The organism is Peribacillus sp. NJ11 (genome assembly GCF_030348405.1).
Taxonomy (GTDB): Bacteria; Bacillota; Bacilli; order Bacillales; family DSM-1321; genus Peribacillus.
In genome coordinates this window covers 1,981,526-2,006,957 of record NZ_JAUCFO010000001.1, presented here as the reverse complement: position 1 = coordinate 2,006,957, position 25,432 = coordinate 1,981,526, and the positions used below count along the sequence as shown (strand labels likewise).

At 35.9% G+C, this 25,432-nt stretch carries 20 protein-coding genes and 6 pseudogenes; 4 read left to right on the top strand and 22 right to left on the bottom strand.

Features of this window, described 5'->3' with window-relative positions; all coding sequences use genetic code 11:
• Positions 1 to 363 precede the first annotated feature (363 nt).
• The 5 genes from QUF86_RS09880 to QUF86_RS09860 all read right to left on the bottom strand — a co-directional run bounded on the left by QUF86_RS09880 (position 364) and on the right by QUF86_RS09860 (position 9,231).
• The gene (locus QUF86_RS09880) at positions 364 to 885 is read right to left on the bottom strand and encodes a hypothetical protein (RefSeq protein WP_289334188.1); all 522 of its coding nucleotides are present in this window, start codon (positions 883 to 885) and stop codon (positions 364 to 366) included.
• The gene (locus QUF86_RS09875; RefSeq protein WP_289334187.1) at positions 878 to 3,613 is read right to left on the bottom strand and encodes a DUF3289 family protein; all 2,736 of its coding nucleotides are present in this window, start codon (positions 3,611 to 3,613) and stop codon (positions 878 to 880) included. The genes QUF86_RS09880 and QUF86_RS09875 overlap by 8 nt, the downstream gene beginning before the upstream one ends.
• Positions 3,614 to 4,788: 1,175 nt before the next feature.
• Positions 4,789 to 5,772, bottom strand: coding sequence for a glycosyltransferase family 2 protein (locus QUF86_RS09870; RefSeq protein ID WP_289334186.1), 984 nt, complete (start codon positions 5,770 to 5,772; stop codon positions 4,789 to 4,791).
• A gap of 200 nt (positions 5,773 to 5,972) precedes the next feature.
• The gene (locus QUF86_RS09865; protein WP_289334185.1) at positions 5,973 to 6,740 is read right to left on the bottom strand and encodes an ABC transporter ATP-binding protein; all 768 of its coding nucleotides are present in this window, start codon (positions 6,738 to 6,740) and stop codon (positions 5,973 to 5,975) included.
• Positions 6,741 to 6,876: 136 nt separating this feature from the next.
• Positions 6,877 to 9,231 (bottom strand): FtsX-like permease family protein, encoded by a 2,355-nt coding sequence (locus QUF86_RS09860; protein WP_289334184.1) that lies wholly within the window; start codon positions 9,229 to 9,231, stop codon positions 6,877 to 6,879.
• Between the two features lie 379 nt (positions 9,232 to 9,610).
• Here QUF86_RS09860 and QUF86_RS09855 point away from each other — a divergent pair.
• Both QUF86_RS09855 and QUF86_RS09850 read left to right on the top strand, forming a co-directional pair.
• Positions 9,611 to 10,717, top strand: a pseudogene (locus QUF86_RS09855) (amidohydrolase); the annotation flags it as partial.
• Between the two features lie 305 nt (positions 10,718 to 11,022).
• Positions 11,023 to 11,151, top strand: a pseudogene (locus QUF86_RS09850) (YhjD/YihY/BrkB family envelope integrity protein); the annotation flags it as partial.
• A 324-nt stretch (positions 11,152 to 11,475) separates the two neighbouring features.
• Here QUF86_RS09850 and QUF86_RS09845 read toward each other — a convergent pair.
• The 9 genes and pseudogenes from QUF86_RS09845 to QUF86_RS09810 all read right to left on the bottom strand — a co-directional run.
• A pseudogene (locus QUF86_RS09845) lies at positions 11,476 to 11,694 on the bottom strand (DNA topoisomerase IV subunit B); the annotation flags it as partial.
• A 338-nt stretch (positions 11,695 to 12,032) separates the two neighbouring features.
• The gene (locus QUF86_RS09840; protein WP_289314816.1) at positions 12,033 to 12,215 is read right to left on the bottom strand and encodes a hypothetical protein; all 183 of its coding nucleotides are present in this window, start codon (positions 12,213 to 12,215) and stop codon (positions 12,033 to 12,035) included.
• A 665-nt stretch (positions 12,216 to 12,880) separates the two neighbouring features.
• Entirely contained in the window at positions 12,881 to 13,018 is a 138-nt protein-coding gene (locus QUF86_RS09835) for a hypothetical protein (protein WP_289334183.1), read from the bottom strand.
• Positions 13,019 to 13,148: 130 nt separating this feature from the next.
• Entirely contained in the window at positions 13,149 to 13,409 is a 261-nt protein-coding gene (locus QUF86_RS09830; RefSeq protein ID WP_289334182.1) for a hypothetical protein, read from the bottom strand.
• Positions 13,406 to 13,665, bottom strand: a pseudogene (locus tag QUF86_RS28900) (hypothetical protein). Before QUF86_RS28900 ends, QUF86_RS09830 begins: the two are co-directional and overlap by 4 nt.
• A gap of 13 nt (positions 13,666 to 13,678) precedes the next feature.
• Positions 13,679 to 13,876, bottom strand: a pseudogene (locus QUF86_RS09825) (MerR family transcriptional regulator); the annotation flags it as partial.
• Between the two features lie 220 nt (positions 13,877 to 14,096).
• Positions 14,097 to 14,903, bottom strand: a complete 807-nt coding sequence (locus tag QUF86_RS09820) for a putative protein N(5)-glutamine methyltransferase (protein WP_289334181.1) — start codon at positions 14,901 to 14,903, stop codon at positions 14,097 to 14,099.
• A gap of 149 nt (positions 14,904 to 15,052) precedes the next feature.
• Positions 15,053 to 15,427 (bottom strand): hypothetical protein, encoded by a 375-nt coding sequence (locus QUF86_RS09815; RefSeq protein ID WP_430104244.1) that lies wholly within the window; start codon positions 15,425 to 15,427, stop codon positions 15,053 to 15,055.
• Positions 15,428 to 15,684: 257 nt separating this feature from the next.
• On the bottom strand, positions 15,685 to 16,713 hold the full coding sequence (locus QUF86_RS09810; protein ID WP_289334180.1) for a serine hydrolase domain-containing protein: 1,029 nt from the start codon (positions 16,711 to 16,713) through the stop codon (positions 15,685 to 15,687).
• 400 nt (positions 16,714 to 17,113) lie between these two features.
• Here QUF86_RS09810 and QUF86_RS09805 point away from each other — a divergent pair, with 400 nt between their 5' ends.
• On the top strand, positions 17,114 to 17,623 hold the full coding sequence (locus tag QUF86_RS09805) for a GNAT family N-acetyltransferase (protein ID WP_289314811.1): 510 nt from the start codon (positions 17,114 to 17,116) through the stop codon (positions 17,621 to 17,623).
• Between the two features lie 572 nt (positions 17,624 to 18,195).
• Here QUF86_RS09805 and QUF86_RS09800 read toward each other — a convergent pair.
• Both QUF86_RS09800 and QUF86_RS09795 read right to left on the bottom strand, forming a co-directional pair.
• Positions 18,196 to 18,693 carry a hypothetical protein gene (locus QUF86_RS09800; RefSeq protein ID WP_289334179.1) on the bottom strand — a complete coding sequence of 166 codons (498 nt, stop codon included), beginning with the start codon at positions 18,691 to 18,693 and terminating at the stop codon, positions 18,196 to 18,198.
• Positions 18,694 to 19,078: 385 nt separating this feature from the next.
• A complete protein-coding gene (locus QUF86_RS09795) occupies positions 19,079 to 19,387 on the bottom strand; it encodes a hypothetical protein (protein ID WP_289334178.1) in 309 nt (102 codons plus the stop codon).
• A gap of 847 nt (positions 19,388 to 20,234) precedes the next feature.
• On the opposite strand from QUF86_RS09795, the gene QUF86_RS09790 reads away from it, so the two are divergent.
• Positions 20,235 to 20,537, top strand: coding sequence for a hypothetical protein (locus QUF86_RS09790; RefSeq protein ID WP_289334177.1), 303 nt, complete (start codon positions 20,235 to 20,237; stop codon positions 20,535 to 20,537).
• Between the two features lie 697 nt (positions 20,538 to 21,234).
• Here QUF86_RS09790 and QUF86_RS09785 read toward each other — a convergent pair.
• The 6 genes and pseudogenes from QUF86_RS09785 to QUF86_RS09760 all read right to left on the bottom strand — a co-directional run bounded on the left by QUF86_RS09785 (position 21,235) and on the right by QUF86_RS09760 (position 25,351).
• Positions 21,235 to 22,806: an L-lactate permease gene (locus tag QUF86_RS09785; RefSeq protein WP_056527698.1), complete on the bottom strand. Its 1,572-nt coding sequence runs from the start codon at positions 22,804 to 22,806 to the stop codon at positions 21,235 to 21,237.
• 62 nt (positions 22,807 to 22,868) lie between these two features.
• Positions 22,869 to 23,093: a hypothetical protein gene (locus QUF86_RS09780; protein ID WP_289334176.1), complete on the bottom strand. Its 225-nt coding sequence runs from the start codon at positions 23,091 to 23,093 to the stop codon at positions 22,869 to 22,871.
• Between the two features lie 12 nt (positions 23,094 to 23,105).
• The gene (locus QUF86_RS09775) at positions 23,106 to 23,240 is read right to left on the bottom strand and encodes a hypothetical protein (RefSeq protein ID WP_289334175.1); all 135 of its coding nucleotides are present in this window, start codon (positions 23,238 to 23,240) and stop codon (positions 23,106 to 23,108) included.
• A 25-nt stretch (positions 23,241 to 23,265) separates the two neighbouring features.
• Entirely contained in the window at positions 23,266 to 24,228 is a 963-nt protein-coding gene (locus tag QUF86_RS09770) for an L-lactate dehydrogenase (RefSeq protein ID WP_057219290.1), read from the bottom strand.
• Positions 24,229 to 24,520: 292 nt separating this feature from the next.
• A pseudogene (locus QUF86_RS09765) lies at positions 24,521 to 24,916 on the bottom strand (IS110 family transposase); the annotation flags it as partial.
• 201 nt (positions 24,917 to 25,117) lie between these two features.
• Positions 25,118 to 25,351, bottom strand: a complete 234-nt coding sequence (locus QUF86_RS09760; protein WP_289334174.1) for a cyclase — start codon at positions 25,349 to 25,351, stop codon at positions 25,118 to 25,120.
• Positions 25,352 to 25,432: the final 81 nt, after the last annotated feature.

Here is a 25,432-nt window from a genome sequence, read left to right as displayed (position 1 = left end):
TCTAGGGAATGATAGCTATTTTGAGGACTCTAATTATGGTCCAGACGACAAAACGCGAAAAAATATGATAATAAATTTTATGGAAAATAAAGCCCCTAATTTCCTACGCTTAGGATCCTCAAGGATCTCATATCTTAATCAACTAACGCACCCGTTAGTTCTATAAGAAAAGCGATTCTTATTAAAGAATCGCGCCCTTTAACGGAACAAAGAAAAAATTAGTTTTAATAGGGTATGGATACGATTCGAGTAATGAGGGGCCAATGGAAAATATTCATAGTGATCCCCAGTCTATCATGTAGTGTTCTTGTTATATTCCCTAACAATTCCATTGTTTTTTTCTTTTAGTGTATGGATAGTGTATCACTCAACAAGCTGATCCTCAATAAAATACATCCTCTTAATTACCTTTCCTTCCTTATTTTTATCATAAACATTGTATTCTTTTTGTGGTTCAGCATCTGACCAAATTATATATGCAATTAGATCATTCTTATGATGTTCTAGCCGATCTGTATTCATGTAACTTTCATCAAGCTGCCAGTCTCTTGGTAAATCCTCACTTTCCCTATAAAAGGACATATCAAAAATCCTGTTTTTGCCTTCCATTACTTTCATTTCTTCTCCAACTGGATGTTCCTTACTGTATTTTTCAACTAATTCTTTTAATTCTATTAGATCTTTTGGTGGATTTAGAATCATATAATGCTTTTTAACAGTCACCTCTTCTTCATCCTTTTTACCAAATATCTCTTCTGTATTGTCAATTTCGAAAATCTTTGTTTCCCCACTTGATTCCTCATTCTTTTTACATCCAATTAAGTTTAATGGAATTAAGAATATACAAATCATTAAAACTATAATTTTTAAATTAACTTTAATCACTCAATTTCCCCTCAAATGGTACATCCATTTCCATTACAGTAACAAAGGGCTTATATTTCCCATTATATTCATCATAATGCTGTAAGACAAACCAGGAACGGAATCCTGCTAAGTTGACATACTCCTTCTCAACATCTGGCCGATCCAACCCAAAATGATCATATAAACGAACACGCATGACTCCTTTAAAGTGATTATTCTCTACAGAAAAATCTTTTACGGATACCGTATTCCCCCAAGTATCATTTACTGTAATTGTAAGTCCACCTACTCGATCACTCCAAGTGCTAAACGTCGGATAACTAGCATTTCTCTGTATCAAATTATAAAATTCATTTGTATTCTTTGTACTTTTATCCAACTTAAGTGCTGCCAAATTACCTCCATTTTTCTTTAGCTCATCAACTAAGGCATTTTTGACAAAATCAACATAGGCTTTCGTTGTTTCATGCTCACTCGCTTCTTTAGTTAAAGTCTGGTTTCTGTACTCTTTACCAGTTCCCTCTCTAAAATGATTAATCATATCTAAAATAACATCTTCCATATCTCCCATGGAAAACAAGCTTGTTGTCATATCCTCGAACTCATAAAAGAGAATACTTGGGAAATAAGATTCAAGTAATTGGAGTCTGAACATCCAGCTAATGTCTTTTATTTCATCTTCTGTATAATCATTTGTTTTCATATCATTCGCTACATTTCCATTTTCATCATAGCCTTCTGGTCTATCTGATTGATAAATTTCTGTATCGGTAAAATCAGAGTACAACGGTCTCAAATCCTCATTATCAAACTTTCCATCTCCGTCACTATCTTTTCGGTCAGGGAAACTGGTTGGAAAGAAACCTTCAAAATGAATTTCAACTCCAAAAATTTCTACCGTGAATGATTTTAATTGCCCCATTTCTTGCCCATCGGTTAATCCATCTCCGTCACTATCTTTCTTGTTAGGATCTGAGTAAATTATACGGTATGGTGTTTTCATTCCTTCAATTTCATAGATGTCGTATAAGCCATCCCCATCTGAATCTGTTATATCAATTTCTACATCACCTACTGTCTTCGTTGCAAGATTGTTATACAGAGCGTTATTTAGATCATGCGTCCTTGAGTAGTCTATTTCCCGATTCCATAGCTCCAACCATTTTGCCTTATCAACAACCAGATATTCACCAAAGTGAGTAGTTTCCACACTTATTGTATTTTTACTTTTATCTAACTCAGCGTTACGGCTTTCAAACATTTCCTCGTCTTCATTGTACCAAATGATGGCTAGATCATCTTCCAACGTGTCTCCTAGCTTCGCTTCATCATAAGTAAACTGAATGCTTGCTTTCTCAAATTTTGATTGCGTATTGATGCTTACAGGAGAACCAATAATACCGTGTAAATTAGTTGTTTTAATATTTATATTGTTTGTGCTGCTAATTCTAGTCGTTTTATTAATATTATCCTTTGCACTAAATCCAACTTCTACGCTTTTAATTTCTGATTTATCAGGCTGAATCAATGATTTACTAATCGATTGTTTATAGAGTTCTTGTGAATCCTCGCTTCCGTCATTGTCGCTGTCTGTAGCATTCGGATTTGTCTTTAAAGCATATTCATCTCCATCACTTAACCCATCGTTATCTGTATCATACTTATTAGGTAATGTATCGAACTGATGTACTTCAAATCCGTCAGTTAAACCATCTTGGTCTGAATCTCCCTTAATCAAATTTGTTTGATTAGCTTGCTCGTCTTTATTACTCAGGCCGTCTTCATCGATATCTTCATCTGCATCACTTATGCCATTACGATTTGAATCATATTTTGTTGGGGAAATAAATGATTTAACCTCATATTCAATATTGTCCTGCAATCCATCACCATCTGTATCCTTTTTAAATGGATTCATACCCTCTAGGAATTCTATTCCATCTGTTATAGTATCACCATCCGTGTCAGAGGTAGATTCAAAGAATTCTGTGTTAAATGAATAGCCTGCTTTTTCAAGTCCGAATAACACTTGTTTATATGCATTTTGATAGGATTTTGATGCAGGGATAGCTAGATCTTTTTCTAGAAACTCATTACCTTTTTCAGACATTTTCCCAGCGTTATTCAAATGAGCTTTTAGTTTATTTCCTTTGTGATCTGCTTGATCGGAGATATCCTCTAAGATGCCGATAGCATTTTTATTGACAATTTTATCCGATAAATAAAAATTAAAGAGTATATCTGCAAGTAATACTTCAGTTGGTTCATTAAAATCGTTTTTTGTTACATACCCCCATAGACATATGGTTAACTTATGTTTGATTTCCAAGAGCCGATCACTTTTAAGAACCGACTCTTGTATATACTCCTCTTGAACAGCTTGTTCATATTGGTTAATCAATTGTTGAAGTACATCAAGTTCATTAATATCTTTTTGTTTAAAGTCTCCGGTTTCATCAATTTCCGCTATCAGTTTAGAATCAAACTTAGCATTAGTTTCTTTTATGACTGTCGCGAAACGCTTTAATTCATTTATTGCAGTCTGATCATAGATTTTTGCAATTCTGGTGTCCTCATAGAATTGATATTCACTTAACCACTGTTTTACATTTTGCTCACTAGAATTCTTATGTTTTCCTTGATTAGCATGGTTATTGCCCTTGGCAACCACCGCTTGCCCAGATCCGCCGAAAATCATTGCAAAGATCAATAAAAAACTCAACATACTTTTTACTTTATTTTTCAACGTGATAATCTCCTCTATAAAAATTTTAATTTAACCTATATACGATATCGTGGTTCCCATCCAAAGAATATTGTCAAAATCCTTGAGTTAATTTCATTAAATCAACTCCTTTACAAGTTGTTATTTTCTAATAGCAACTAGTCAGTACCCATCAAAAGTATATATTGGGAATTATTCCAAACGATACAAATGCTGAATATTCTAAAAATTATTAAACCAGAAAGACACCTAATATTTAAGTGCCTTGTCTTTTTAAATTTACCGAACATAAATAAATCTTTGACCCAATATATTTTCAGCCTGGAAACCAATGAATGAATCCCGTTTCGCTCCTCAACCATTTATATGAAACGTGTCAGGGGATGATGCTTTTTGGTCCTTAGACTGTGGAAAAATGCCAAAAAGCATTGAAGAGCATAAAACAAACAGTAACAGCTCTTATAGTTCCTTGAGGGATAAATTCATTTTTTCTCCTTTCCTCCCTAAAAAATAATTTTATCAACTAAGTATTAGTTTACAGATTAAAAATATGGATTATAAGGTAAATATTTCCTAAATATTTTTATCAGACTTATGAATTAATGATCTTTCTTTAGAGATTGACCCAATATATAGACCCGTTAGCCATCCATGAATCGCAAAAATCGGCGATTCACCACAAAGAATGAAAATGGTTAGGAAGTGTCAATACTGATACTGACCTCAACCCTAATCTATAGACTAATTAATTAACGCTCTCCTCTTTTTTTAAACGATTGAGCAGGGTCTTCTTAAGTATTGTCATTTTTCATTATTAAAGAAACTTATTTTCATGGTAGTTCCAATCGAGCGTGATTCTTTAAAAAGAATCGCTTTTCTTAATGAACGGGTGGTAAGCATTCTGTTAATGAGGTGCTTAAATATTTGACAGAGGAAGTTCTGATATCGGTAAGCGTGGTAGAGATAGTTATTTCGGAGAAGGAAAAGTGAATGCATATAGTTCGTAATGATGATTAATAAATAAAAAAAAGCAGGGAACCTTTTTTTAGGTTGCCTGTGTAGGTACGAGAATGACGTCGATTAGTTTGTTATACTTTGTATCAGAAAGCTAGCAATTGGAATTAGAATTTGCTAGCTTTAAAATACTCAAGTGTATTTCTATTTACTATAATGGCCTCAATAAAAATCAACTAACATTATTTTATTTTCAAATACTCAGTAAATAAAAGATAATCCTCATTGCAAAGTAGCATTGCAGTATAACGTTTATAACCTGTTAATAACGGTGTTATTAAGGGGCCTTCATACTTATTAAACAAACGGAGTAAAATCGCAAATGAATGATTTCTTTCCATTTCAGTTCTATTACGCTTAAACTCATTAACTATATCAAGTGTAAGTAATCTGTCCCAATATATTCTATAAGCTTCTGTTCTTTCTTTTTCAGTGATTCGTGCATTTTTTATTACTTCAAATGTTTCAAATAAATACTTATAAAATTCATCTACTGGGATGACGCCGCCAGTTAAATGAGTTTTATTCTCAGAATTAATATGTCTCACCCAATAATAACAAGGAGAATCTGCATATATACTAATTTTTTTAGTGTGTAAATAAGCACTCATAGCAATGGGGTGATCTTCTGCCAATCTAATATCTTTTCTAAAACGAATATTCAAAGAACGGAGATATTCAGTTTTAAACATTTTCAATACTGACATCGTGTCTTTTACTAGTGAATCAAAAAAATTCGTGTTTATTTGCGTACTTTTAAATACATATACAGGAACTCTACGATTGACGCCCTCATATTTTCCGATAATAACATCTGAATCATTTTCTTTACCTAATGTATACATATTTGAAATGGAATTTTCAGCAAGATAATCGTCTCCATCAACAAAGAAGATATATTCCCCTTCGGCTTCATCGATAATTCTATTTCTAGCGGTTGATGGGCCGCCAGTATTTTTTTGAGTTAATATCTTCATATTGCCATTTATATTGTACTGTTTTTTATAATTCTCAATAATTTTTACTGTATCATCCGTTGACCCGTCATCTACTATCAGTACTTCGATACCCTGAAATATATCTGATTGAGATGTTATACTATCTAGGCATTTTAAAATGTTTTTACTTTCATTGTAACAAGGTATCCCAACTGTAACCTTACGCATATCCAATTCTCCTTAAAAGACTATAAACTGCATCAGAAATATTTATCGTCATTTTTTGGTTAATTATACCATCATTAATCTAGTTATTAGGTAATTTACATAAATTTAACAATTAATAATTGTTACGAGGAATATTAATCATATTTAATTCGCTAGAAATTGATGTGTTGAATCTTCTTTGTAATAATGTGGATGAAAAATTAGAATCCATTTTCCACTAACCATTTCATAATGCTTTCTTCTCTTTCCTTAATATCGTCATGCTGCGCATCGTATTTACGCATTTTCTTCTGTGCCACAATATTTCCATCTACCATAAACAATACTCTTTCGGTTTTTGCTGACACCTTTGCATCATGCGTAACGAGCATTATGGTTGTCCCTTTTCTATTAATCTCTGCAAGAATTGACATTATCTCTTCTGTCGATTTGGAATCTAATGCTCCGGTCGGTTCGTCTCCAAATATGATATCCGGATCATTTATCAATGCTCTGCAAATGCCGACTCTCTGCAGCTGTCCACCTGATGCCTGGGTGATATTATGATCTGCAAGCTTTTTAATTCCTGTCATTTCCAACAGTTTTTTTGCTTTTTGATGTACCACATTTTTATCCGCATCTTTTGATACAAGAGCAGGAAACATAACATTGTCAATCACTGACAGATTCTTTAAAAGATTAATATCCTGAAAGATAAATCCCATGTTATTCATTCGAATCTTCGCCAGTTCTTCTTCTTTTAGTCTGCCGATTTCACGGCCTTTAAATTTCACACTACCAGAAGTCATTCTATCCATACCGCTTACATTATATAGCAGTGTTGATTTCCCGCTTCCGGATGGCCCCATGACTGATACGAATTCACCTTCTTCTATCTCCAAGCTTACATCTTTTAAGATATCAAGCTCATTATCTTTTCCTAATTCTACTTTTTTGTTCATACTTCTTGCTTCTAATATATTGCTCATATATATTCCTCCAATGTCACCCCGGAATTGCCTTATTTTTCAGGAATCTGCATTCTTTTCTGCATCGGTGCCTTCACGCAGGAGACTTCTTCTACCTTCGCAGTTACGCCTCCTGCCCGGACCTTTTTCAGCAGTTCTAACTTCTTAAAACTACTGATAAATCATCTTCTACTGTTACCTTACAGCACACAGATATAGTACATCCAACTACTACAATCAGCGCTAACGGACATAGCAGCCAAGTCTGCCATGCAACATGAACCAATTCAATTTTTGCAGCTCCCATAGAGGACATGGCCATACTTACAAGAAACTCCCCTAAATAATTAGAAGCCAACACTCCAAATATTATTCCCAATATCAGTACCATCAAAGTTCCTGCCATATATTGATGACTAACATTTTTAGAAGTTAATCCCACACTTCGCATGATTGCAATCTGAGACATATCCTTTGACAATATCATCTTAAGGAATAATGCAGTTATCAATACTGCAATTATTACTGCAATTGCGATTCCACCTATAACAATTGTGCTCATCTGATCAATAAGATTTCCAAGAGTCTGTTGGGTATATTCTTTGATATCATTTACCTGCGCAGAATCATAGGTATTCTGGTAGTAGTCCATTTTCTCACGAATATCAACGCCTGGAGCCACATCCATGCTCACAATATACCAAAGAACGGACTCTTCATTTAAACCAAGACTGGTATGCGCCTTTGCTGTTTCCCCGCCATTTGTAATATCTTGATAAATTCCCGTTACTTTCAAAGTCTTTTCTGTCCCGGCAACCTTTACGACTACCTCATCTCCCACTTTCTTGATTAATCCATCTTTTGACGCATTGGCATAGGAAAGTGAGATTTCCCCTTCACCCTGCGGTGCTCTTCCTTCCAGATATTTTAATGGAAATATGGAAAAATCTCCGGTTTCAATATTAATATAGTCCCAGGAACCTTCCGCATTTTTGACCTGGTAGGAACATGTGATGTAGGCCGCATACTTTTCAATATCAGAATCATTTTTCAGCTCTTCCTGCAGCTTTTTAAAATCTTCTGTAATCGTATCTGTCCTTCGAAGATCGATTCTCATGTCGGATTTTCCTATTCCCATGTATGTGGAAAATTCCGGTGAATTCATGGTGTTATAAATATTTATGGGAAGTATGACAATAAACGTACATACGATAAAAATAATGAACAGTAACCTGTATAATTTGAATCGTTTCCATACATCCCTAAGTCCCATGTAAATATTGGTGCTGAAGAATTTGTTCTTAAGCAGTGGAAAACTGTATTTGCGGTTCTTTCCACGGTCCATGATACCTGAACGCAATGCTTCCACCGCAGAAATCTTATCGATTCTTTTCAGTACTTTCTTGCAGTACAACACAATCATGAAATATACAAATAATGGAGCGATAAAAGATAGAACATATTTTAAGTTTCCTGATAAATCCGAAGATAGGTAAAGTCTCATATTACCGTTAAACAGATATACTGCTGCAAAGGAAAGCAGATAGCCTATGATACCTGCTGCTACTGACATGACTCTGTATTTATTAAGATAAACCTTCTTTATAGCCTTTTTGGATATTCCGATTGCTTTCATCACACCGATTTCTCTTAAATCTTCATCAATCGTTGCCAGAAACGTAAGTCTAATACAGAGCGAAGCGATAATAATCAGCAGAATACTGATAAGTATAATAATCATTGCAACTGCCGCATCTGACATGGCATTAAACAACAGAAATACCTTTCCTCCGACTGTAGGACCGTTTGCTGGAAGACCTTCTTCGATATATGCCGTCTGAACAGCCTGAGAATCCCCGTTTTCATGCAGTTTGAATTCGATCAGATATTCCAGTTCCCCTGCCTGCTTTAAAAGCATTTCATTATAGTCTGCCTGATTAATCACAAACCGTTTCGAAGAAGTAAGGGAAGAGTTCATCTCAAAATCTCTTGCATAATCTGAAATGACAAACTCTTTCTCATACTCTCCGCTTTTCACCGTAATCGTATCACCTATTTTTAAGTCATATTGCTGCATGAAATAGATGGGAACCGCCACTTTCCCTTCCGTTACATCCAGCTTTTCATTATCCAGATCCAATATAAAATCAAAATTTTTATTCTGTACGACAAATGAAATATCCTGTATAGTACCAGCCATCGTTTGATTTTGGTCAAAATGAATATTACTTCCATCAAAAGTCAGAAGAACCATCGTCTCCTGCATCGCTATATTCTCACGGTGTACTTCCGTAAATTGATCGATTTCTTCCTGGTCATATTCTCCGGAATGCATCTGCGTAATATCAGCTGGGACTGCACTTTCCTGAAGTTCCGACATCGACTGAATCAGATTGGCAATGATATTTGTTGCACTAGCTGCCAAAATAACTGCCATTGTTATAAATACAAATACTGATATATTTACAATTTTATTCCTGATGAAATCATTCTTTACAATTTTTAAAAACAAAATTTCCCCTCCTTCCTCCATAGATAATATTTTTTCTATTTCTAAACTTTTTCATTTCCAAAACAAGTACTAAGCAAGAATGACAAAATTAACGTTAAACATATAAGAAGATATTTATTAAAACTCACTCTTTCCTCTGCCAAACCCAGTATCTTTTAATACTTCGATTGGGGATACTAAAACCCTTTATGGTTTACAAAAATTAACTATTCATTTACATTCCTTCTTCAACTAAACTGCACCGTTAGCATAATAAAAAAGAACTGACGATCGATACAAACTCATTAAATAAAAAGCTTTCCACTTATTTAAATATAACAATTTAATGGAAATCTTTAATACGGCTTAAGGCTAAATTTTCCATACAACTTTAGATGTAGACCTCCTGGGTACCGGCTCGTTGGCGACTGCAGTAGCTGTTCGCCACTTTATGGAAGAAAATCAAATCAAAGGAACGATTCGCTATTACGGCTGTCCGGCTGAAGAAGGGGGCTCAGGAAAAACTATTATGGTCCGAGAGGGTTTGTTCGATGATGTGGACACGGCTATCTCCTGGCATCCGTATTCCTTTAACGCAGTTGCATCGGTAACAAACGTGGCCAACTATCAGGTGTACTTTAAATTCAAAGGAAAAGCGGCCCATGCAGCAGGCTCTCCTCATCTCGGCCGCAGCGCATTGGATGCCTTAGAGTTAATGAATATCGGGGCTAATTTTCTCCGTGAACATATTATTCCTGAAGCTCGCCTCCACTATGCTATTACTAATTCGGGCGGGCTGGCTCCCAATGTTGTGCAGGCAGAAGCGGAAGTACTCTATATGGTGCGGGCTCCAGAACTGGAGCAGGTAGATGAGATTTATCACCGCGTATGCAAGATTGCCCGTGGTGCTGCCATGATGACAGAAACAGAAGTTGACATCATTTTTGATAAAGGGTGCTCCAACTTGATTCCTAATCGAACATTAGCAGCTGTTATGTACGATAATTATCGCAAGGTTGGCGTCCCAGAATTTAACGAAGAAGAAAAAGCATTTGCCCGTCAAATTCGCACCACCATGTCAGAACCCGATAAGAAAAGTATTTTGCGCATGCTTTCTCAGCTACCAGTAGACAAAAACTTAATTCAAAAGATAAAGGAACAAGAGCTTTCCACTGTGTTAATGCCCTATATAAACAAAACCTTTCGTATGACCGGTTCGACCGATGTTGGAGATGTAAGCTGGATTGTACCTACTGTGCAATGCGCAGTCAACTGCTTTGCGATGGGGACACAGCTTCATTCCTGGCAGGCTGTGGCGCAGGGGGGAACATCGATCGGCCACAAAGGTATGCTGCATGCCGGCAAAGTAATGGCTGCTACCGCAGTCGATATACTGCTCCAACCAGAAGTCATTGACCAGGCAAAAGCTGAACTGAAGGAAAATTTAGATGGAGCTAACTATGTCTGTCCAATTCCGACGGAAATCAAACCTGCATTAAGTCGATAACTTTCAAAAAGGAAAAGCCCTTACAGTTATTTTACAACAACTGTAAGGGCTTGATTTTTTCAGTAAGATTTAACAAACTGGACGGAAGTGGCTATTTTTGCATTCAGATCCCCTTAACGTTGTAAATCCAAGTTTTGCTGACGGTACCCCTTATAGAACTAACGTACCTGTTAGTTCAACAACTATTTCATTTGCATTAAGCTTGTCCACAAAAATTCTTCTCCGAAAAATTCACTTAATTAAGTAATCTTTTTCATTACCCTAAAACTAATGATATCAAAGTCCTTTGCGAATACTTCTTTAAGTCTGCTACATACGGCAGTCTTGGTGGCATCATTGTGTTAATGATCAGGTTTTATTTATCTGCGCTCATCATCATTATAGGGGGAGAAATCAATGCCTTCATAAATGAAGATCATCCAAAATGTGAATGAGCTTCCTTCAGTTCCCGTAATACCTGAAAGCACTTCAACGAACACTAATCAAGAAATAACATCTTGTATTGAGGAGGGATTCTTTCATGAGTAAAAAAGGAAAGCATAAGGGTAAAAAGGGGAACCATAAAACATCAAGTTCTGCAAATGGGCAGAATGGCGATCATTAAAAAGTTAAGCTGCATATAAAAGGGAGCCTTTTAGGCTCCCTTTTGTACAGTATGATTATTGTAAGAATCGTACATTTTGAAGGGATTTTGATGTGGTTAACTTTTATCTTATTCCAAGTTGATTTCCAATTCTTTTTTGTTATGCGATCTTCGTAAATTTCCACTCGCTCTTCAGTCTCTCTTTCAAATTGAATTGGAGTAGAGTTCTTGTATCTGGGTTCATGGTCGTTTCCCACAATTGCTCTTGCTCTGGATTCATTTCCCCCAGCCCTTTATAACGCTGCAGGTTAGGCTTTGGAGTACTTGGCATACTAGCCATGATTTCTTCAATCTCCCGATCATTATAGGCATAATCCACTTTTTCCCCTTGCTTAGGGGCTGTATTTATCGGGATTCATCTTCTTACATTTGACCGTCTATTTTTACACTTAGGACGTCTTGAGGTGTTGGAGAGAGCACAAAGAAAGTCAGAGGATGATTTGGGGAGAACGTAATTTTTTTCGTTTTAGGGGTAATGATTTGCCTTAGCTTGATGGGCATGTGACACTACCCTCAAACTATGTTTTTTGGTAATAGTTCTTATTAAACTTTAACAACCCTTTTCTTGAATAAATTAGATAAGTCCCCCAACCGTATCTTTGACATGGAAAGGGGATTATTTATGGATTAGAAGGAATTACCTTAATTGGAAAATTGTTATTTTTATAAGCGTTATTGATTTCCGGACTGTTGTTGATTCTGTTCTTGCATGCCAGTCCCCATTCCCATCATGTTAGAGGCAAGTGGCATCATATTTTTCATTTTTCCGCCATTTCCACTCAACATTTGATAAGCAGCAATACCTACTCCAACTGAAGCGAAAACGGGTAAAATTTTATCCATGTTTGTCTTCATCTACATCACCTTATTCATAAAATTTTGGTTCATTTCCTGAACCTTAATATCTTGGGTAAAAAAAACTTAAAAATTCAAGGTGTTTGTTACCAAAACAATTAGTAATAAAATAATGTTTTAAAGGAAAAATAAAATATAAAAAATTTCAGAGGAATATATAATAGAAAAAACAGTCGGTAATTGCGCAATTACTCTTTTAATGGGAATTTTATTTTATGCATACCCTCTTCAATATATCTCTAAATCCAAGTCGCTTGTCATTAAGATAAAGCACTTATCTTTTTATTAGATTTATGGGATTTAGTATAGCAATACATACTTCAACCATTCTGAATAAAGAATAGTTGAAGATCTTAGAAACGATATCAGATTATTGAGGTGATAATATAAATGCCAATGTTAGATGTGGACGGTACTAGCTTGTATTATATTGCAGAGGTGAAAAAGTGGATAATTTCAGGGTGTTAATTAGTTAAAGTCTCCGTTTAAAGACTTTAGTGATTAATTAAAAAAGCCAGATTTCTCTAGATAATATAGAGATATATCAGGCTTTTAATAATGAAAATATCTTAATGTTGTAAATCTGCTTTTTCATAAATGCACCCTTGAATTAGCTACTGAAGGAATTGGTTTAAACGCATTTATCCCGGGGATTTACTTTTATCTTAATACTCTATTTCATCGTAATCTTTAGGCTGAGGGACCGGCTGCCCGTTTTCGCTGTTAGAAATATCATTAATTGTTTGCAGCTCCTCTTGTCTTTCTTCAGTATCCTTTTCATTTTGCTTTACTTGCTTTTTCATGGCGATTACCCCCTTCCAATGGTTCTAGAAATTAATATGCACTATTAAAGGTTTCACCATGCATCTAAGAAAAATGCAGCCAGGTCTGCTGCAAAATGATTGAATAATTTTTCCATCCTCATATTCCTTTTCACACTAACAAGTCTTGATTTGTCAGTGAATCTCTCCGTCCGGATTTTGGGCCATTTCTCCCGTAAACCATGTAAAGGGAGTAAGCAAGAAGAATGATGTTAACGATGGTGAACAATAACCGATACTTCAATGAGTAGAAGGATAATGCTCCTGCAAATCCAGTTAATCCAAGAGGGATGAAAATCAGTGAACCAAGGCAGCGTGCAGCCCTAAAAAAACCCGAAAATACAGTGGCTAACTGCGACACTTTTTCCTTCATGCTTTAAACTTCTCCATGCTGTAACAATCATGCGTTGTTTGTTTCTTTCTTTGTTTCTGGATAAAGTTTTCTCCAGCCCTTGAAAAGAGCAAAAACAAATTACAGAGCCATCATAATGAAAATAACATCTTTAAATTCCGTGAAGTATGAACCCAGTGCCGTTCATGCAAACAACGGAAGCAGTAAAACCAGATGGCACGGGCATGTGATTAGTTCGACAAATAAACCAACCTGAACTTTTTATTGTGTTTTTCATCCTGTTTCGCCTCTTATTTCCTCATCAATGCTTCAATAATGGGGCATTCGTAAATATCTTTGTTTTCGGGACATCTTTCTTTAAGATCCATCAGCATCTGTTCAATTCTTTTGAGATCTTTAATTTTACGCTGGATGTCATCTATCTTAAGAACAGTGAAATCATACATAACACGGCACTTCGCTTCATCGCGATCGACGCCCCCTAGCAAAGAAAAGGTACCGCCAACATTTAGTTAATTTAGGGTACTTTCTCACTTTAGATTGAATGTATGATAAGTGTAAGAATCATACATTCAAAAGGCCGCCAATTGGCGGCCTTCTTATGGCGCTAATGCATCTGTTAGTTGAACAAAGAAATTTTTTTCTAGAGGCACAGTCCCAAGCATTTATACTCTCATTTGCGGTAAGGACTAGCTGCCTTTATTCACTCTAGAGGGCGGGCCTGGTTCCAATTACGACAGTAGCGTCCAGTTCATCGCAATTTGCCACCTGAGGAGTTAGCCCGTTTCGAGCAAAGATTTCAACAGTTTGCTTCGTCTGTTGCTGGCTAGTCTCGACCAGTAAATGACCGCCGGGTGCCAGCCAGAGGGGCGCCTCAGAGGCGACCCGTCGCTGGACGTCCAGCCCGTCTGGGCCCCCGTCGAGCGCCACCCGTGCCTCATGTTTTCGCACTTCTTGGGGTAACAGCTTGATTGCCTCGGTAGGTACATAAGGTGCGTTTGCGACCAAGATGTCGACGCGGCCATGCAGTTTTGTTGGCAGTGGCTGATAGAGGTCCCCTTCGTACACGTTACCACCGACGGAAGTAACGTTACGGCGGGCACACTGCACAGAAGCTTGGTCAATGTCTATTGCATATAACTCTATCCATCCCAAACCTGCGGTCAGCGCGGTACCCACCGCACCCGTGCCGCAGCACAGATCAACGACGATGGCTCCTGGCATGGCGAGGGCAGCTGCCTGGCGGACGAGAAACTCGGTGCGGCGACGGGGTACGAAGACTCCTGGTTCCACAGCTATACGAATACCGCAGAAATCCGCCCAACCAATTATATGTTCAAGGGGAAAACCTGCTTCACGTCGATCCACCATAACGGCGAGGGAGTCTGGCGTCCTTGCTTCTGAGATAAGCAACCTGGTCTCATCTTCTGCGAAAACACAACCTGCGGTCCGAAGCCTGGAAATTATACATTTTTCTATTTCGTCGTCCGTATCAAAATTAATTTGCTTCCCCATTTATTTCACCACTCTTAATACCTTATTTAATTATAGATAATTCTTTAAAAATTGTAGAAATCCTTCCTCAACTATCCTGCCCCGTTAGTTGCATAAAGAAAAAGCTGCCTTAAAGACAGCTCCGATCTTCAGCTAACGCAACCGTTAATTCAAGGAGAATAATAAATTATTGTGTAGTATCTTGTATAATATTGATAACCAATACTTGTAGTAACATCGCCCTTATTAAAAACTAAAGCATTTGATATCTCGTTTCTTTCTTCGAATTCCCAGCCTTCCTTTTCCATCATTTTAATGAAAGGCTTCATTTCCCCGCGTTTTACTAAATATCCGTAAATCCCCCCCACTTCCTCTGTTCCTTTTACTTCAGTAATTTCTTTATCCTGAATAATTATTTTAGATATAGCCACAGCAAACGGAATAGGGTTTCCTTCCTGAAATATCACATCTTTTTTTAGAATTATAAAGATGGAGAATAGGATGAATATTAGTACTAACATTCTAAATGCTTTCGATTTTAACAAATAAACTACTCCCTTTTTTACATTTATTTAGCCGAATCATAGGATAATTTTAACATTATTAATTTGGAATTAAACAGATTTTGGAATATTTATCATTAAGCAAGCCTCCCCCATTTGTCGCATAAGAAAAGGAGCTGCTGATCAGCTCCTGGTAATGAAGTGAAAAGTCACTTTCAATTAAAGAACACATGAAGATATGACTCTATCTAAAAAAAATTTTGATAGCCTCAAGACGTATTATTTCGAGGCTCAATCCATCAATGGGATGCCGATATTAAGCAGGTCATAATAGTATTACCAAATTCTCGGACATCAGCTAAGTAATCAAATCCATTAGGAGAACCAAAACTATTAAACGCACGCACTGCCACGAGGTTATGTTGAGGTATAACCAAAAGAGTTACTCCTGTATAGCCTAAAATTTGAAAGGATCCTTTAGATACAAGTTCACCAATTTCTGATTTTCTTGCAGGTAAATCTTTTACGAACCATAAATATCCGTTTTGGGGAAGTTCCACATCTAATGAATTTGGGCTTTGAACGGTTGTAACGATATCTATAATTTCATTTGATACGATTTGTTTTCCATCTACATTTCCCTTTTTAAGATGAAAGTACCCCCATTTAGCCAACTCTCTTGATGATACATACATATTCATCTTATTGCCGTCTGTACTCTTACTTGTAGTCCAATTTGGGTCATTAGGCTTCCGTATTACAGAAACAAGTTTTTCATTTACTTCTCCATACCAGCCAGTCTCTGTAAAATTCAGAGGTTTAAATACGTTATCAGCAACTATTTCAGCAACCGATTTACCAGCTGTATTTTTAACGATTTGCGTCAACATATCAATTCCGACACCTCTATATGACCAATTAGTTCCAGGTATAAATTCCCGATGTACCTCTCCATTAATACTCTTTAAACCATGCGTATGTGTTAGTAGGTGTCTTATTGTTGTCCCATTAAATATTGGCATACTATTCGCTGGAATATATTTAACTATTAAATCATCTATTGAGTCTATGTATCCTTCATAAACCGCATAGGCAACTGCAAAGCCTATGTAACTTTTTCTAACTGATGCAACATGAAATTGGGTATCTTCTTGGATTCCCCTCAAATCAGGAGCCTTAGAATGTTTACCCCAATATTCCTCTGTTACAATATTATCGTTGTGAATTATAAAAACAGATGCACCTGAACAGTCAACTAATTCAGATGTCTTTCTAACATTTGATACAACTGAATTAAACTGTGTGTTAATCTTTTTATTAATAATCATTTTTTCACTACTTTCCTTTATTAATCCTTTCGATACAATAAAGAATAAATCCTTGTTTCTTATTAAATAACTGCCCCGTTTATTTTATACCGCGTCTTTTTCGTGTATTGGGCTATATAATGAAATAACTCCTTGTTCATTTTATTGGAATTTGAAATAATTGTTATTATGACTAACAGGCGTCCTGACGCATCGTCGTAAAAACAGCCTGAGGGCGATGGGGTAATACCAGTGTCTGTATCCCAGGGAGAAAAGGACAGACTTCCCATCAGAATGAAAGGAAGATTCATGTTTTTCTTCATACGACAAGAGAGTTTGGTAGCTATACCCGTGGTGATGGAAGACCAGACTCTGACTTATATTGAATCATTTATAGACATTATAAAGGGGTGTATCTACTTTGAAAGTTCTTGAAACAAATCGATTAATCCTTCGTTGGATATCACCTGATGATGCGGAGTTTATACTTGAGCTTTTGAATGAGCCTTCATGGATCCAGTTTATCGGGGATAAGGGTGTGAGAACCCTCGAAGATGCCCGAAATTATATTTTGAACGGACCCGTTGAAATGTATAATCGATTGGGCTTCGGTCTGTATTTGACCGAATTGAAAGAGGAAGGTATTCCTATTGGGATCTGCGGTCTGATAAAAAGGGACACCTTGGAAGATGTGGATATTGGATTTGCCTTTCTTCCCAGGTTTTGGGCGAAAGGATATGCCTATGAGTCAGCCTCTGCAGTAATGGCGCATGGAAAAAACGTTTTAGGTATTAATCGCATTGTGGCTATAACTTCTCCAAACAATCACAGTTCTGCTAAACTACTTGAAAAGCTGGGGTTGCAATTTGAACGAATGGTTAAGTTTTCTAATGAGTCTCAAGAGCTTAGGTTGTTCGCGAATGAAATCTAACTATCCTTTGAATCCTTAGGAGTGGTATTTTAGGTATGACTGAATGAATGTTGATTAAAATTCCTGATATGCAGGAGTTCTTTGTTCCGCGATCGGGCGCGATTGATGAACAATGAGAAGTCGCTTTTTTCTAAAAAGATCAGATAGAGCTATAAATGATTGGATGTAAATAATTAAGAAACCCAGCTAATCTTCTAATGTGAAGAATAGCTGGGTTTTTAAAGTCGGATGTGTCAAATAACACTTAAAATAAGCGCATTTATCGGTCAAAGTGACACTTTTTAGGCTTGATATTTATCACATCTTATAAAGAGTTTCATAATTTTTAAGTTATGAAACTCTCCGAAATAAAAAAAAGCTGATTTCCAAGTTAAGGAATCGACCTGAATTAAATTTATTCAACTAAAGCACCCGTTAGTCATTTTATTTAATACAATTATAACTATCTTCCTCTTTAGCTCGTATAATGCAAAAACTAATGATATGTTCTAACACATACATTTTTCTGCATGAAAAAGCCGACTGCTTTTAAAAAAACAATCGGCTATATAGGCTTTTATTTTGTTTGATTATTACGCATTTACTGCTTTACGTGCCTGACTTGCATGTAATTTTTCCATTGCAAATCTTGCTATCGGCTGTGCGATCAAAGCTTCAACCCAAAATGCGATGAAAAAGTTACGTGGCCAATCATAAAAGAACGTTTGAATCGGCTCCAAACTAATTTCTCTCATGCCAATCCAAGATCCGATAACTGTCAGCAAAATGGACAGGATGGTTACGCTAAATAATATCGTGAATAATACTCTTGCATTAAAACCGTCCGTAGGTTCAGTAAACTTTTGTACGAGTTTATTAACAATTGGATTTGCAACAAGTGTTACCAATAAAATGACACAAATCCATACAAACGGAATTACTTGTAAGGTTTCAAAATACACTTCTTTACTGAATCCAAATTTAAATCCCATAATAAGAGGTGCGATAATGTTGACTGAAAGTATTGATATGATCGCTAAGAATAATACAAATTCTTTGCCGTTTCGCGGTAATCTTGTTTCCTCGTGCATATTGATCATCTCCATTAAAAATATTTCAGATGGCAGACGTATCATGAGACATATATTTTTGGTCAATAAAAAAGACCAATATCTCTACACACTGATATAACAATATTAGCACGTTTTTCAAATGTATTGTATTTCAAGGATTAATCTGGACCTTATTCAACTAACCTGCCCAGTTTGTTCCATAATAAAAGGAGCTGCTGGTTATGAAGTAAAGCTCCCGTTGGTTGAAGAATACAGCTCAATATTATCCTAATGCATAGGAGGCAATTCTTCTTCGCTTCGCTGACTCCTAAACTTTCGCACATATATTTCGTGTTATCAGCAAGGTCTCAAAAGAAATTAACAGAAAAGAAAAAGGCAGCCAAGTAAATTGGCTGTCTCTTTTTTATCTTTCAAACCGTCCAAAATGTGTATTTTCTCGATTAATAAGTGTATCTCCAAGAATGATTCTGCCCATAAGTTTCTCATGGTCGGAATTGAAACGATCTCTAAAGTTTGCAGCTTCCTCTATTGTTGGTATATTATCACCACGCCTAGAACGTTCTTCTCCATCAAATCCAGGGCCACCATCAATCATTACAGATCTGTCAACTGTATCGTTGTCTTCATTCTTATCAGTAGGATAATTAGTTGGGTCTCTACGTTTATCAAGGTTCTCGGCATTATTTAATGGATCATTATAATCTTGTGGCATATGATTCACTCCTTCGCTTATATTATCTGCTGATGGCAATAATCTATTCGCTAACGATTGGAACCTTCTAAATAAAAGGCCATGTTATAAAATAGTGTTGAAAATTAAGCGATTTTTAAGGGAAGCCCTTTGACTTCCCTTAATTCGCCTTTTAAGAATAATGCGTTAGCACTTGAAGGTCTTAGTGAATAGGTTACATAAGCCTTTTCAATTAACAATTCACTATTTTTGATTTTTTATGTAATTGTAACTTGGTATTAATAGTTGGTACTAAAAATGGACCTTATGCAACTATCCTGCCCATATAGTTGCATAAAGAAAAAGCTGCCTTAATGACAGCTCTGATCTTCAGCTAACGCACCCGTTAGTTTAAGTAGAATCCTTCACAATCTTTTCTACCCTTCCCAATCACTTAACGAATATAGAAATCAATAAACTAATTGCAAAGAAGATATATGCTATTTGAATGGTTGTATACATTGTAAATTCAAAGGCTGAAAGTTTCCTTTGTTTTTTGGTTTTTACCAAATGCCGAAGATAGAAAGAAGAACTAATAATAAGTATTACTATGGAAATTGCACGTAAGGTTTCTGCATAAATTATCAAGTCTTTTCAACTCCTTTCTCTACACCCCCCTGCACGTAGCAGTAGTTCATTAATTTGATTCACTAACGCACTCCGTTTGTTCAAGTAGACACAATTCCTCACATCCAAATTATAACATTATTCTTCCACTAAACTGCCCCGTTAGTGTAGTAACTTAACTGTAAACAGATTGTTACGCAAATAGCATTGTTGGAGGAGACTTCAATGTATATAATTAATACTCGTTAAGGAGTGTTAAAAGATGATAAGCGTTACAGTAGATAAGTTAAAATTCAAGAAACAATTATCGGTGATTGAACAAATCACACTGAAAGATTTTCTGTATACCTGGGTAGGTAACTCAAGCAAGGGATTGGATGATTTTTTTCACCTTGAGTACACATTAGATGTATTTGCCAAAATGGAAAAAACGACGAATGACACCGACTTGTTGATTTCTGATGATGATTATTTCAGATACATAACATTGACGGAAGATAATCAAATTGTGATAGGTGTTTTAGATATGAATTCAGAATTAAAACATAGAATAATTGTTCACTAGAGAAGATTAAATAATTCTTCGTTTTCTTTAACCATACAAAAAGAGGCAGCGTGGTACACTGTCTTTTTTTTTGTTCACTATATGTCTCTTATGCGACGTTACTGAACTAAACTGCCCCGTTAGTTGCATAAAGAAAAAAACTGCCTTAAAGACAGTCCCGATCTTAAGCTAACGCACTGATATTTCAATAAGGTCTAAATAGTCTTTTATCCATTAAGGGTTAAAACAGCAACAATGAATGAAAAGATTATGGCCAATATTGCATCATGTCTCGTAGTGTTGCTTTGAAATAAAGTTTGATCAAAAATAACTCACAAACCAGTATTTTACGATAAATAAAAAGAATCCATTTTGAAAAAAGATTGATCAAAATGGATTCTTCTCAGCAGATTTAAGTTTGGTTTTTATAAAAAAGTTTGATCATTTTCTACCTATGTTGTTCAACAATCGCGCCCGTTTGTTGAAAAATGAAAATATGAATGGCTGCTTGCTACAAAGCGTTAACTAGACTTTAACAAAAATATGATGAATTTAGGTTGGAATTATTTATGATACGGTTCACCGTAACGATTGTATTTCAATTTATTTTCGAATAAGTGAGCAGTAAGATTAATTTTTAAAAGCAGCTTTGTCTTTGAAAAAGGAATCAGAGTAGTTCTCTGATTCCTTTTTACTAGTTAGTTATATAAAAGTATTACTAATAAAATAGCGATAATATAAATGTCCAAATGCACACAAAAGCTAATAACCCAAAGCTGTATTTTAATGTCATTTTCGTTAAATCAGATTCTTTTCCTGTTTCACCAACGGCTGCAGCTGCTATTGCGATTGACTGTGGAGAAACAAGCTTTGCCATAACTCCCCCGGCAGTGTTAGCAGAAACTAATAATGATGAGTTTGTACCTATGATATTACCTGCAGTAGCTTGTATAGGCGCAAATAACGTATTGTTATTTACTACAGACCCAGTCATAAACACTCCAATCCATCCTAATAGTGGTGATAGTAAAGGGAAGATATTTCCTGTTGTAGCAACTGCTTCACCTAAAGCAATTGTTAATCCACCATATGTCATTAACTTAGCTATACCAATAATTGCACAGATCATAATGATTGGAATCCAAAATTCTGAAACAGTTTTTTTTAGGAGAGACAGACCTTCACTGAAATTGATTGCTTTCGTCGTTACAATCGTCGTTAAAGCAGCTAATAATATCGCTGTTCCTGTTGCACCGATTAAATCAATGCCAATATTGATCGAAGATCCTGGTACTATAAATTTCAGTACAGCCGATTCAAGAATTCCTCCTTGAGAAAACAAACCTTTAAATGCAGGAAAGCTCCAAATCAATACAAATATTGTTAATAAATAAAATGGAGACCATGCCTTTACAACATCACCCATTGAATGATTTTCAAATTCATATTCTTTGCCGTTGAGTAAAAATATATGTTTAGGCTGCCACTTATTAAGAAATAATGCCAACAAACCCATTGTTAATAGAGAAGGAATAATGTCAGCTAACTCTGGTCCTACAAATATTGTTATGATCGCTTGGGCCACTGTATAAGTAATAGATGTCACTAAAATAGCCGGCAATACTTCTCTAATCCCTTTAAATCCATCCATTAACCATATTAATAAAAACGGAATGGTAAAGTTAATGATCGGCAGTGTTAAGGCAGTCATCATTGACACATTCATGGAGGTCACATTTTCCAGCCCAAATGTACCGATGATTCCAACCGGTATGCCAATGGCACCGAATGCTCCTGAAGCACCATTTGCTACTAGACAGAGCATGGCTGCCTGTAAAGGTTTGAATCCCAATGAAACTAATAGAACGGCACAGATTGCAATCGGTACACCAAAACCTGCTGCCCCTTCAAGAAAGGCATTAAAGCAAAACCCAATAAGTAAGAGCTGAAGACGTTGGTCTTGTGAAATACCCGCAATACTTCCGCGTAAAACATCAAATTTCCCGGATTTAACAGAGATTTTATATAACCAGACGGCCATCACAATGATATAACCAATCGGCCATATCCCTTGTATCGTACCTTGTACAACACTCCCGATTGCTTCACCCAAAGGTAGCTTAAAGAGGAAAAGTACAATAAGAAGGGTTACAAATAAATTTAGAAGCGCTGCATAAATACCTTTCATTTTAAAGATCGTCAAACATAAGAGAAACAAAAGGATCGGTATAGCTGCAACTAACGCTGAAATAGCAAGATTATTAAATGGATCGATAGTTTCTACTAACATAATAACAGCTCCCTTACGTAAGAATTTCTTACTTAAGAATTTCTTACTTAAGAATTTCTTACTTAAGAATTAAAATACTCCCAATATAGAGATTGAATATCTTTAAGTGTTTTAACAGAATGTGCAAACTTTTCTTTTTCGCTCTCATTTAGGGAAAGCTCCACAATATTTTTTGCACCTGTACGATTAATTACAGTTGGAGTATCAACATGAACATTACTTTGACCATATTGGCCTTCTAACAACGATCCAACTGGTAAGCATCTGGAATAAAAATACCGAAACACCTATGCTAATGATTAGTGTAAGAAGGGCTCGATAATGCCCTTCATTTTGAATACAGTCAGACCCAAAAGAAAGAATATGACAGGAAGGGCAGCAACCAAGGCTGATAAGTACGTGTTATTCAATGGATTATAATCTTGAATCCACATGATGCTTCCTTCTTTCTATTTAATGTTATAATTTTAATTCTTCAAAATGAGGCGCCAAAATGTCTTTTAAGACATAAGCACTGTGTTGGAATTTCTGTTGTTCTTCTTCATTGAGTTCTAATTCGACAATTTCTCGGATCCCACTACGATTAATGATTGCTGGAACACCCATGTACACATGCTTTTCACCATACTGGCCATCCAGATGAGCTGAGACAGTTAACACGCTATTTTCATTGTGGAGAATGGCTTTTGTAATTCGCACAAGTCCCATAGCGATGCCATAGTAAGTAGCACCTTTTCCTTCAATGATTTTGTAGGCTGCATCACGTACATTAATAAAAATCTCATCTAAGTCTTCTTTTTTATAGTGTTCTTGGCGTTCAATCATTTTCAAAACGGGAATACCACCCACGTCTGCAGAACTATAAACAGGTAGCTCGCTGTCACCGTGTTCTCCGATGATATACGCATGCACATTTTTCGGTGCGACTTTAAAGTAATCACCTAGTAGGAAACGGAAACGAGCTGTATCAAGAATGGTACCAGATCCAATGACTCGTTCTTTAGGTAACCCACTATAATGCCATGTTGCGTATGTTAAGATATCAACGGGATTGGTTGCGACAAGAAAGATGCCATCAAATCCACTAGCCATGACATTCTCGACTATTGTTTTAAAAATCTTCAGATTTTTATCCACAAGGTCAAGGCGTGTTTCTCCTGGTTTTTGGTTCGCTCCTGCACAAATTACAACTAAATCTACATCTGCACAATCTTCATACTCTCCAAAGCGAATATTTGTTGGATCTGGAGCGAAAACTTTCCCATGATTTAAATCCATCACATCACCAATTGCTTTTTCTTTATTTAAATCAATCATAATCAACTCATCTACAATTCCTTGGTTCATAAGAGCAAAGGCGTAGCTTGAGCCTACAAATCCTGTTCCAATTAATGCGACACGGCTTACTTTTTCTTTTGTCATAAGTTTTTCATCCTTTCATCTCATTAAGTTTGTAAAAGGAAAATATTGTTTGTGAAACATTTCACAATTTAATAATACATCACTTTTTTCCATTTTACAATCCATTTTACAATCCATTTTCAAAAAAAATTTGTTTTTACAAAGGCTACTAAACTGCATAAATTTTTCTGTAAAGCTACTCAGTTTCTATCTAATAGTTTTTACTTGATAATGTATTTAAATAGCCTTTAAAAAAACAAAAAACCAAGGAAATCCCTTGATTTTTTGCGAGCTGAAACCTTTATCTTCAAACTTTGACTAATTGTGCGATGACTTTTGCATCTTTCACGTCATTCTTTGTAGGTGAATTATCGTCTAATTCTTTACTTCGTTTAACATGTAGTAGATTGACTGATACGAACTTAATATTATTCTCTTTTAGAAAATGAGCTAGATTTAACCAGTAGTGACCGGTTGGCTCCATGCCTACAATCACTTGATTTAACTTACACTCTTTAACAAGTTGGTTAATCCAATCTAGAAACGAATGAAATCCTGCATTCGTATTTTCAAAGAAACACGTTTTACCCAGTTCCAATCCTCTAAAATCCTGTGCTCTCGCGACATGATTGCGCTTGGCTATATCTACTCCGACAATTAAGGTTTCAGAAGTAATTTGAGTGATTTTATGATTTTGGTTATAATTCATTGTGAGACCTCCAAATAGATGTTTTGTCCTTTTTTAGCTGGCCAGCTTAGGACACATTCATCTTATCAAGAGGTCTTTTTTCGTTCAAACCTCATTTTCAGTTATTACAGGAATGCTGCCCCGTTAGTTCCATAAGAAAAAGAGCTGCCTTAAAGACAGCTCCAATCTTCAGCTAACGCACCTGTTAGCTGAAGAAGTCGGTTACTTTCCAGAGTTCTCATCAACAGGTTTTCGTTTATGTTTTTCATTAATTATTTTTTTATTAAATATCTTAACTTCTCCAACCATTAGTAACCTCATATCCTCTACAATATACTTTGCTAACTCTTGGTCAGTGATGTCATCTCCATCAATATCAAGGCGGAATTCCTGCCCTTGAAGCCCACCGCCATTAGTAAACTCTATTTCAAAGTCAAATTGAACTCTTTTCTCCATTTGAACCCTCCTAAAATATTGATTGATACTTCAATTGCATTGATAAATTAGCCTTTTGGCAACACAGGGTTTTTACATCTT

Excerpts from the sequence above, each read along its gene's own strand:
- QUF86_RS09870 (WP_289334186.1), bottom strand. The coding sequence starts at position 5,772 with ATGCGTAAGGTTACAGTTGGGATACCTTGTTACAATGAAAGTAAAAAC.
- QUF86_RS09865 (WP_289334185.1), bottom strand. The coding sequence starts at position 6,740 with ATGAGCAATATATTAGAAGCAAGAAGTATGAACAAAAAAGTAGAATTA.
- QUF86_RS09840 (WP_289314816.1), bottom strand. The coding sequence starts at position 12,215 with ATGAAGACAAACATGGATAAAATTTTACCCGTTTTCGCTTCAGTTGGA.
- QUF86_RS09835 (WP_289334183.1), bottom strand. The coding sequence starts at position 13,018 with ATGAAAAAGCAAGTAAAGCAAAATGAAAAGGATACTGAAGAAAGACAA.
- QUF86_RS09830 (WP_289334182.1), bottom strand. The coding sequence starts at position 13,409 with ATGAAGGAAAAAGTGTCGCAGTTAGCCACTGTATTTTCGGGTTTTTTT.
- QUF86_RS09820 (WP_289334181.1), bottom strand. The coding sequence starts at position 14,903 with ATGGGGAAGCAAATTAATTTTGATACGGACGACGAAATAGAAAAATGT.
- QUF86_RS09810 (WP_289334180.1), bottom strand. The coding sequence starts at position 16,713 with ATGATTATTAATAAAAAGATTAACACACAGTTTAATTCAGTTGTATCA.
- QUF86_RS09800 (WP_289334179.1), bottom strand. The coding sequence starts at position 18,693 with ATGCACGAGGAAACAAGATTACCGCGAAACGGCAAAGAATTTGTATTA.
- QUF86_RS09795 (WP_289334178.1), bottom strand. The coding sequence starts at position 19,387 with ATGCCACAAGATTATAATGATCCATTAAATAATGCCGAGAACCTTGAT.
- QUF86_RS09790 (WP_289334177.1), top strand. The coding sequence starts at position 20,235 with ATGATAAGCGTTACAGTAGATAAGTTAAAATTCAAGAAACAATTATCG.
- QUF86_RS09785 (WP_056527698.1), bottom strand. The coding sequence starts at position 22,806 with ATGTTAGTAGAAACTATCGATCCATTTAATAATCTTGCTATTTCAGCG.
- QUF86_RS09775 (WP_289334175.1), bottom strand. The coding sequence starts at position 23,240 with ATGTGGATTCAAGATTATAATCCATTGAATAACACGTACTTATCAGCC.
- QUF86_RS09770 (WP_057219290.1), bottom strand. The coding sequence starts at position 24,228 with ATGACAAAAGAAAAAGTAAGCCGTGTCGCATTAATTGGAACAGGATTT.
- QUF86_RS09760 (WP_289334174.1), bottom strand. The coding sequence starts at position 25,351 with ATGGAGAAAAGAGTTCAATTTGACTTTGAAATAGAGTTTACTAATGGC.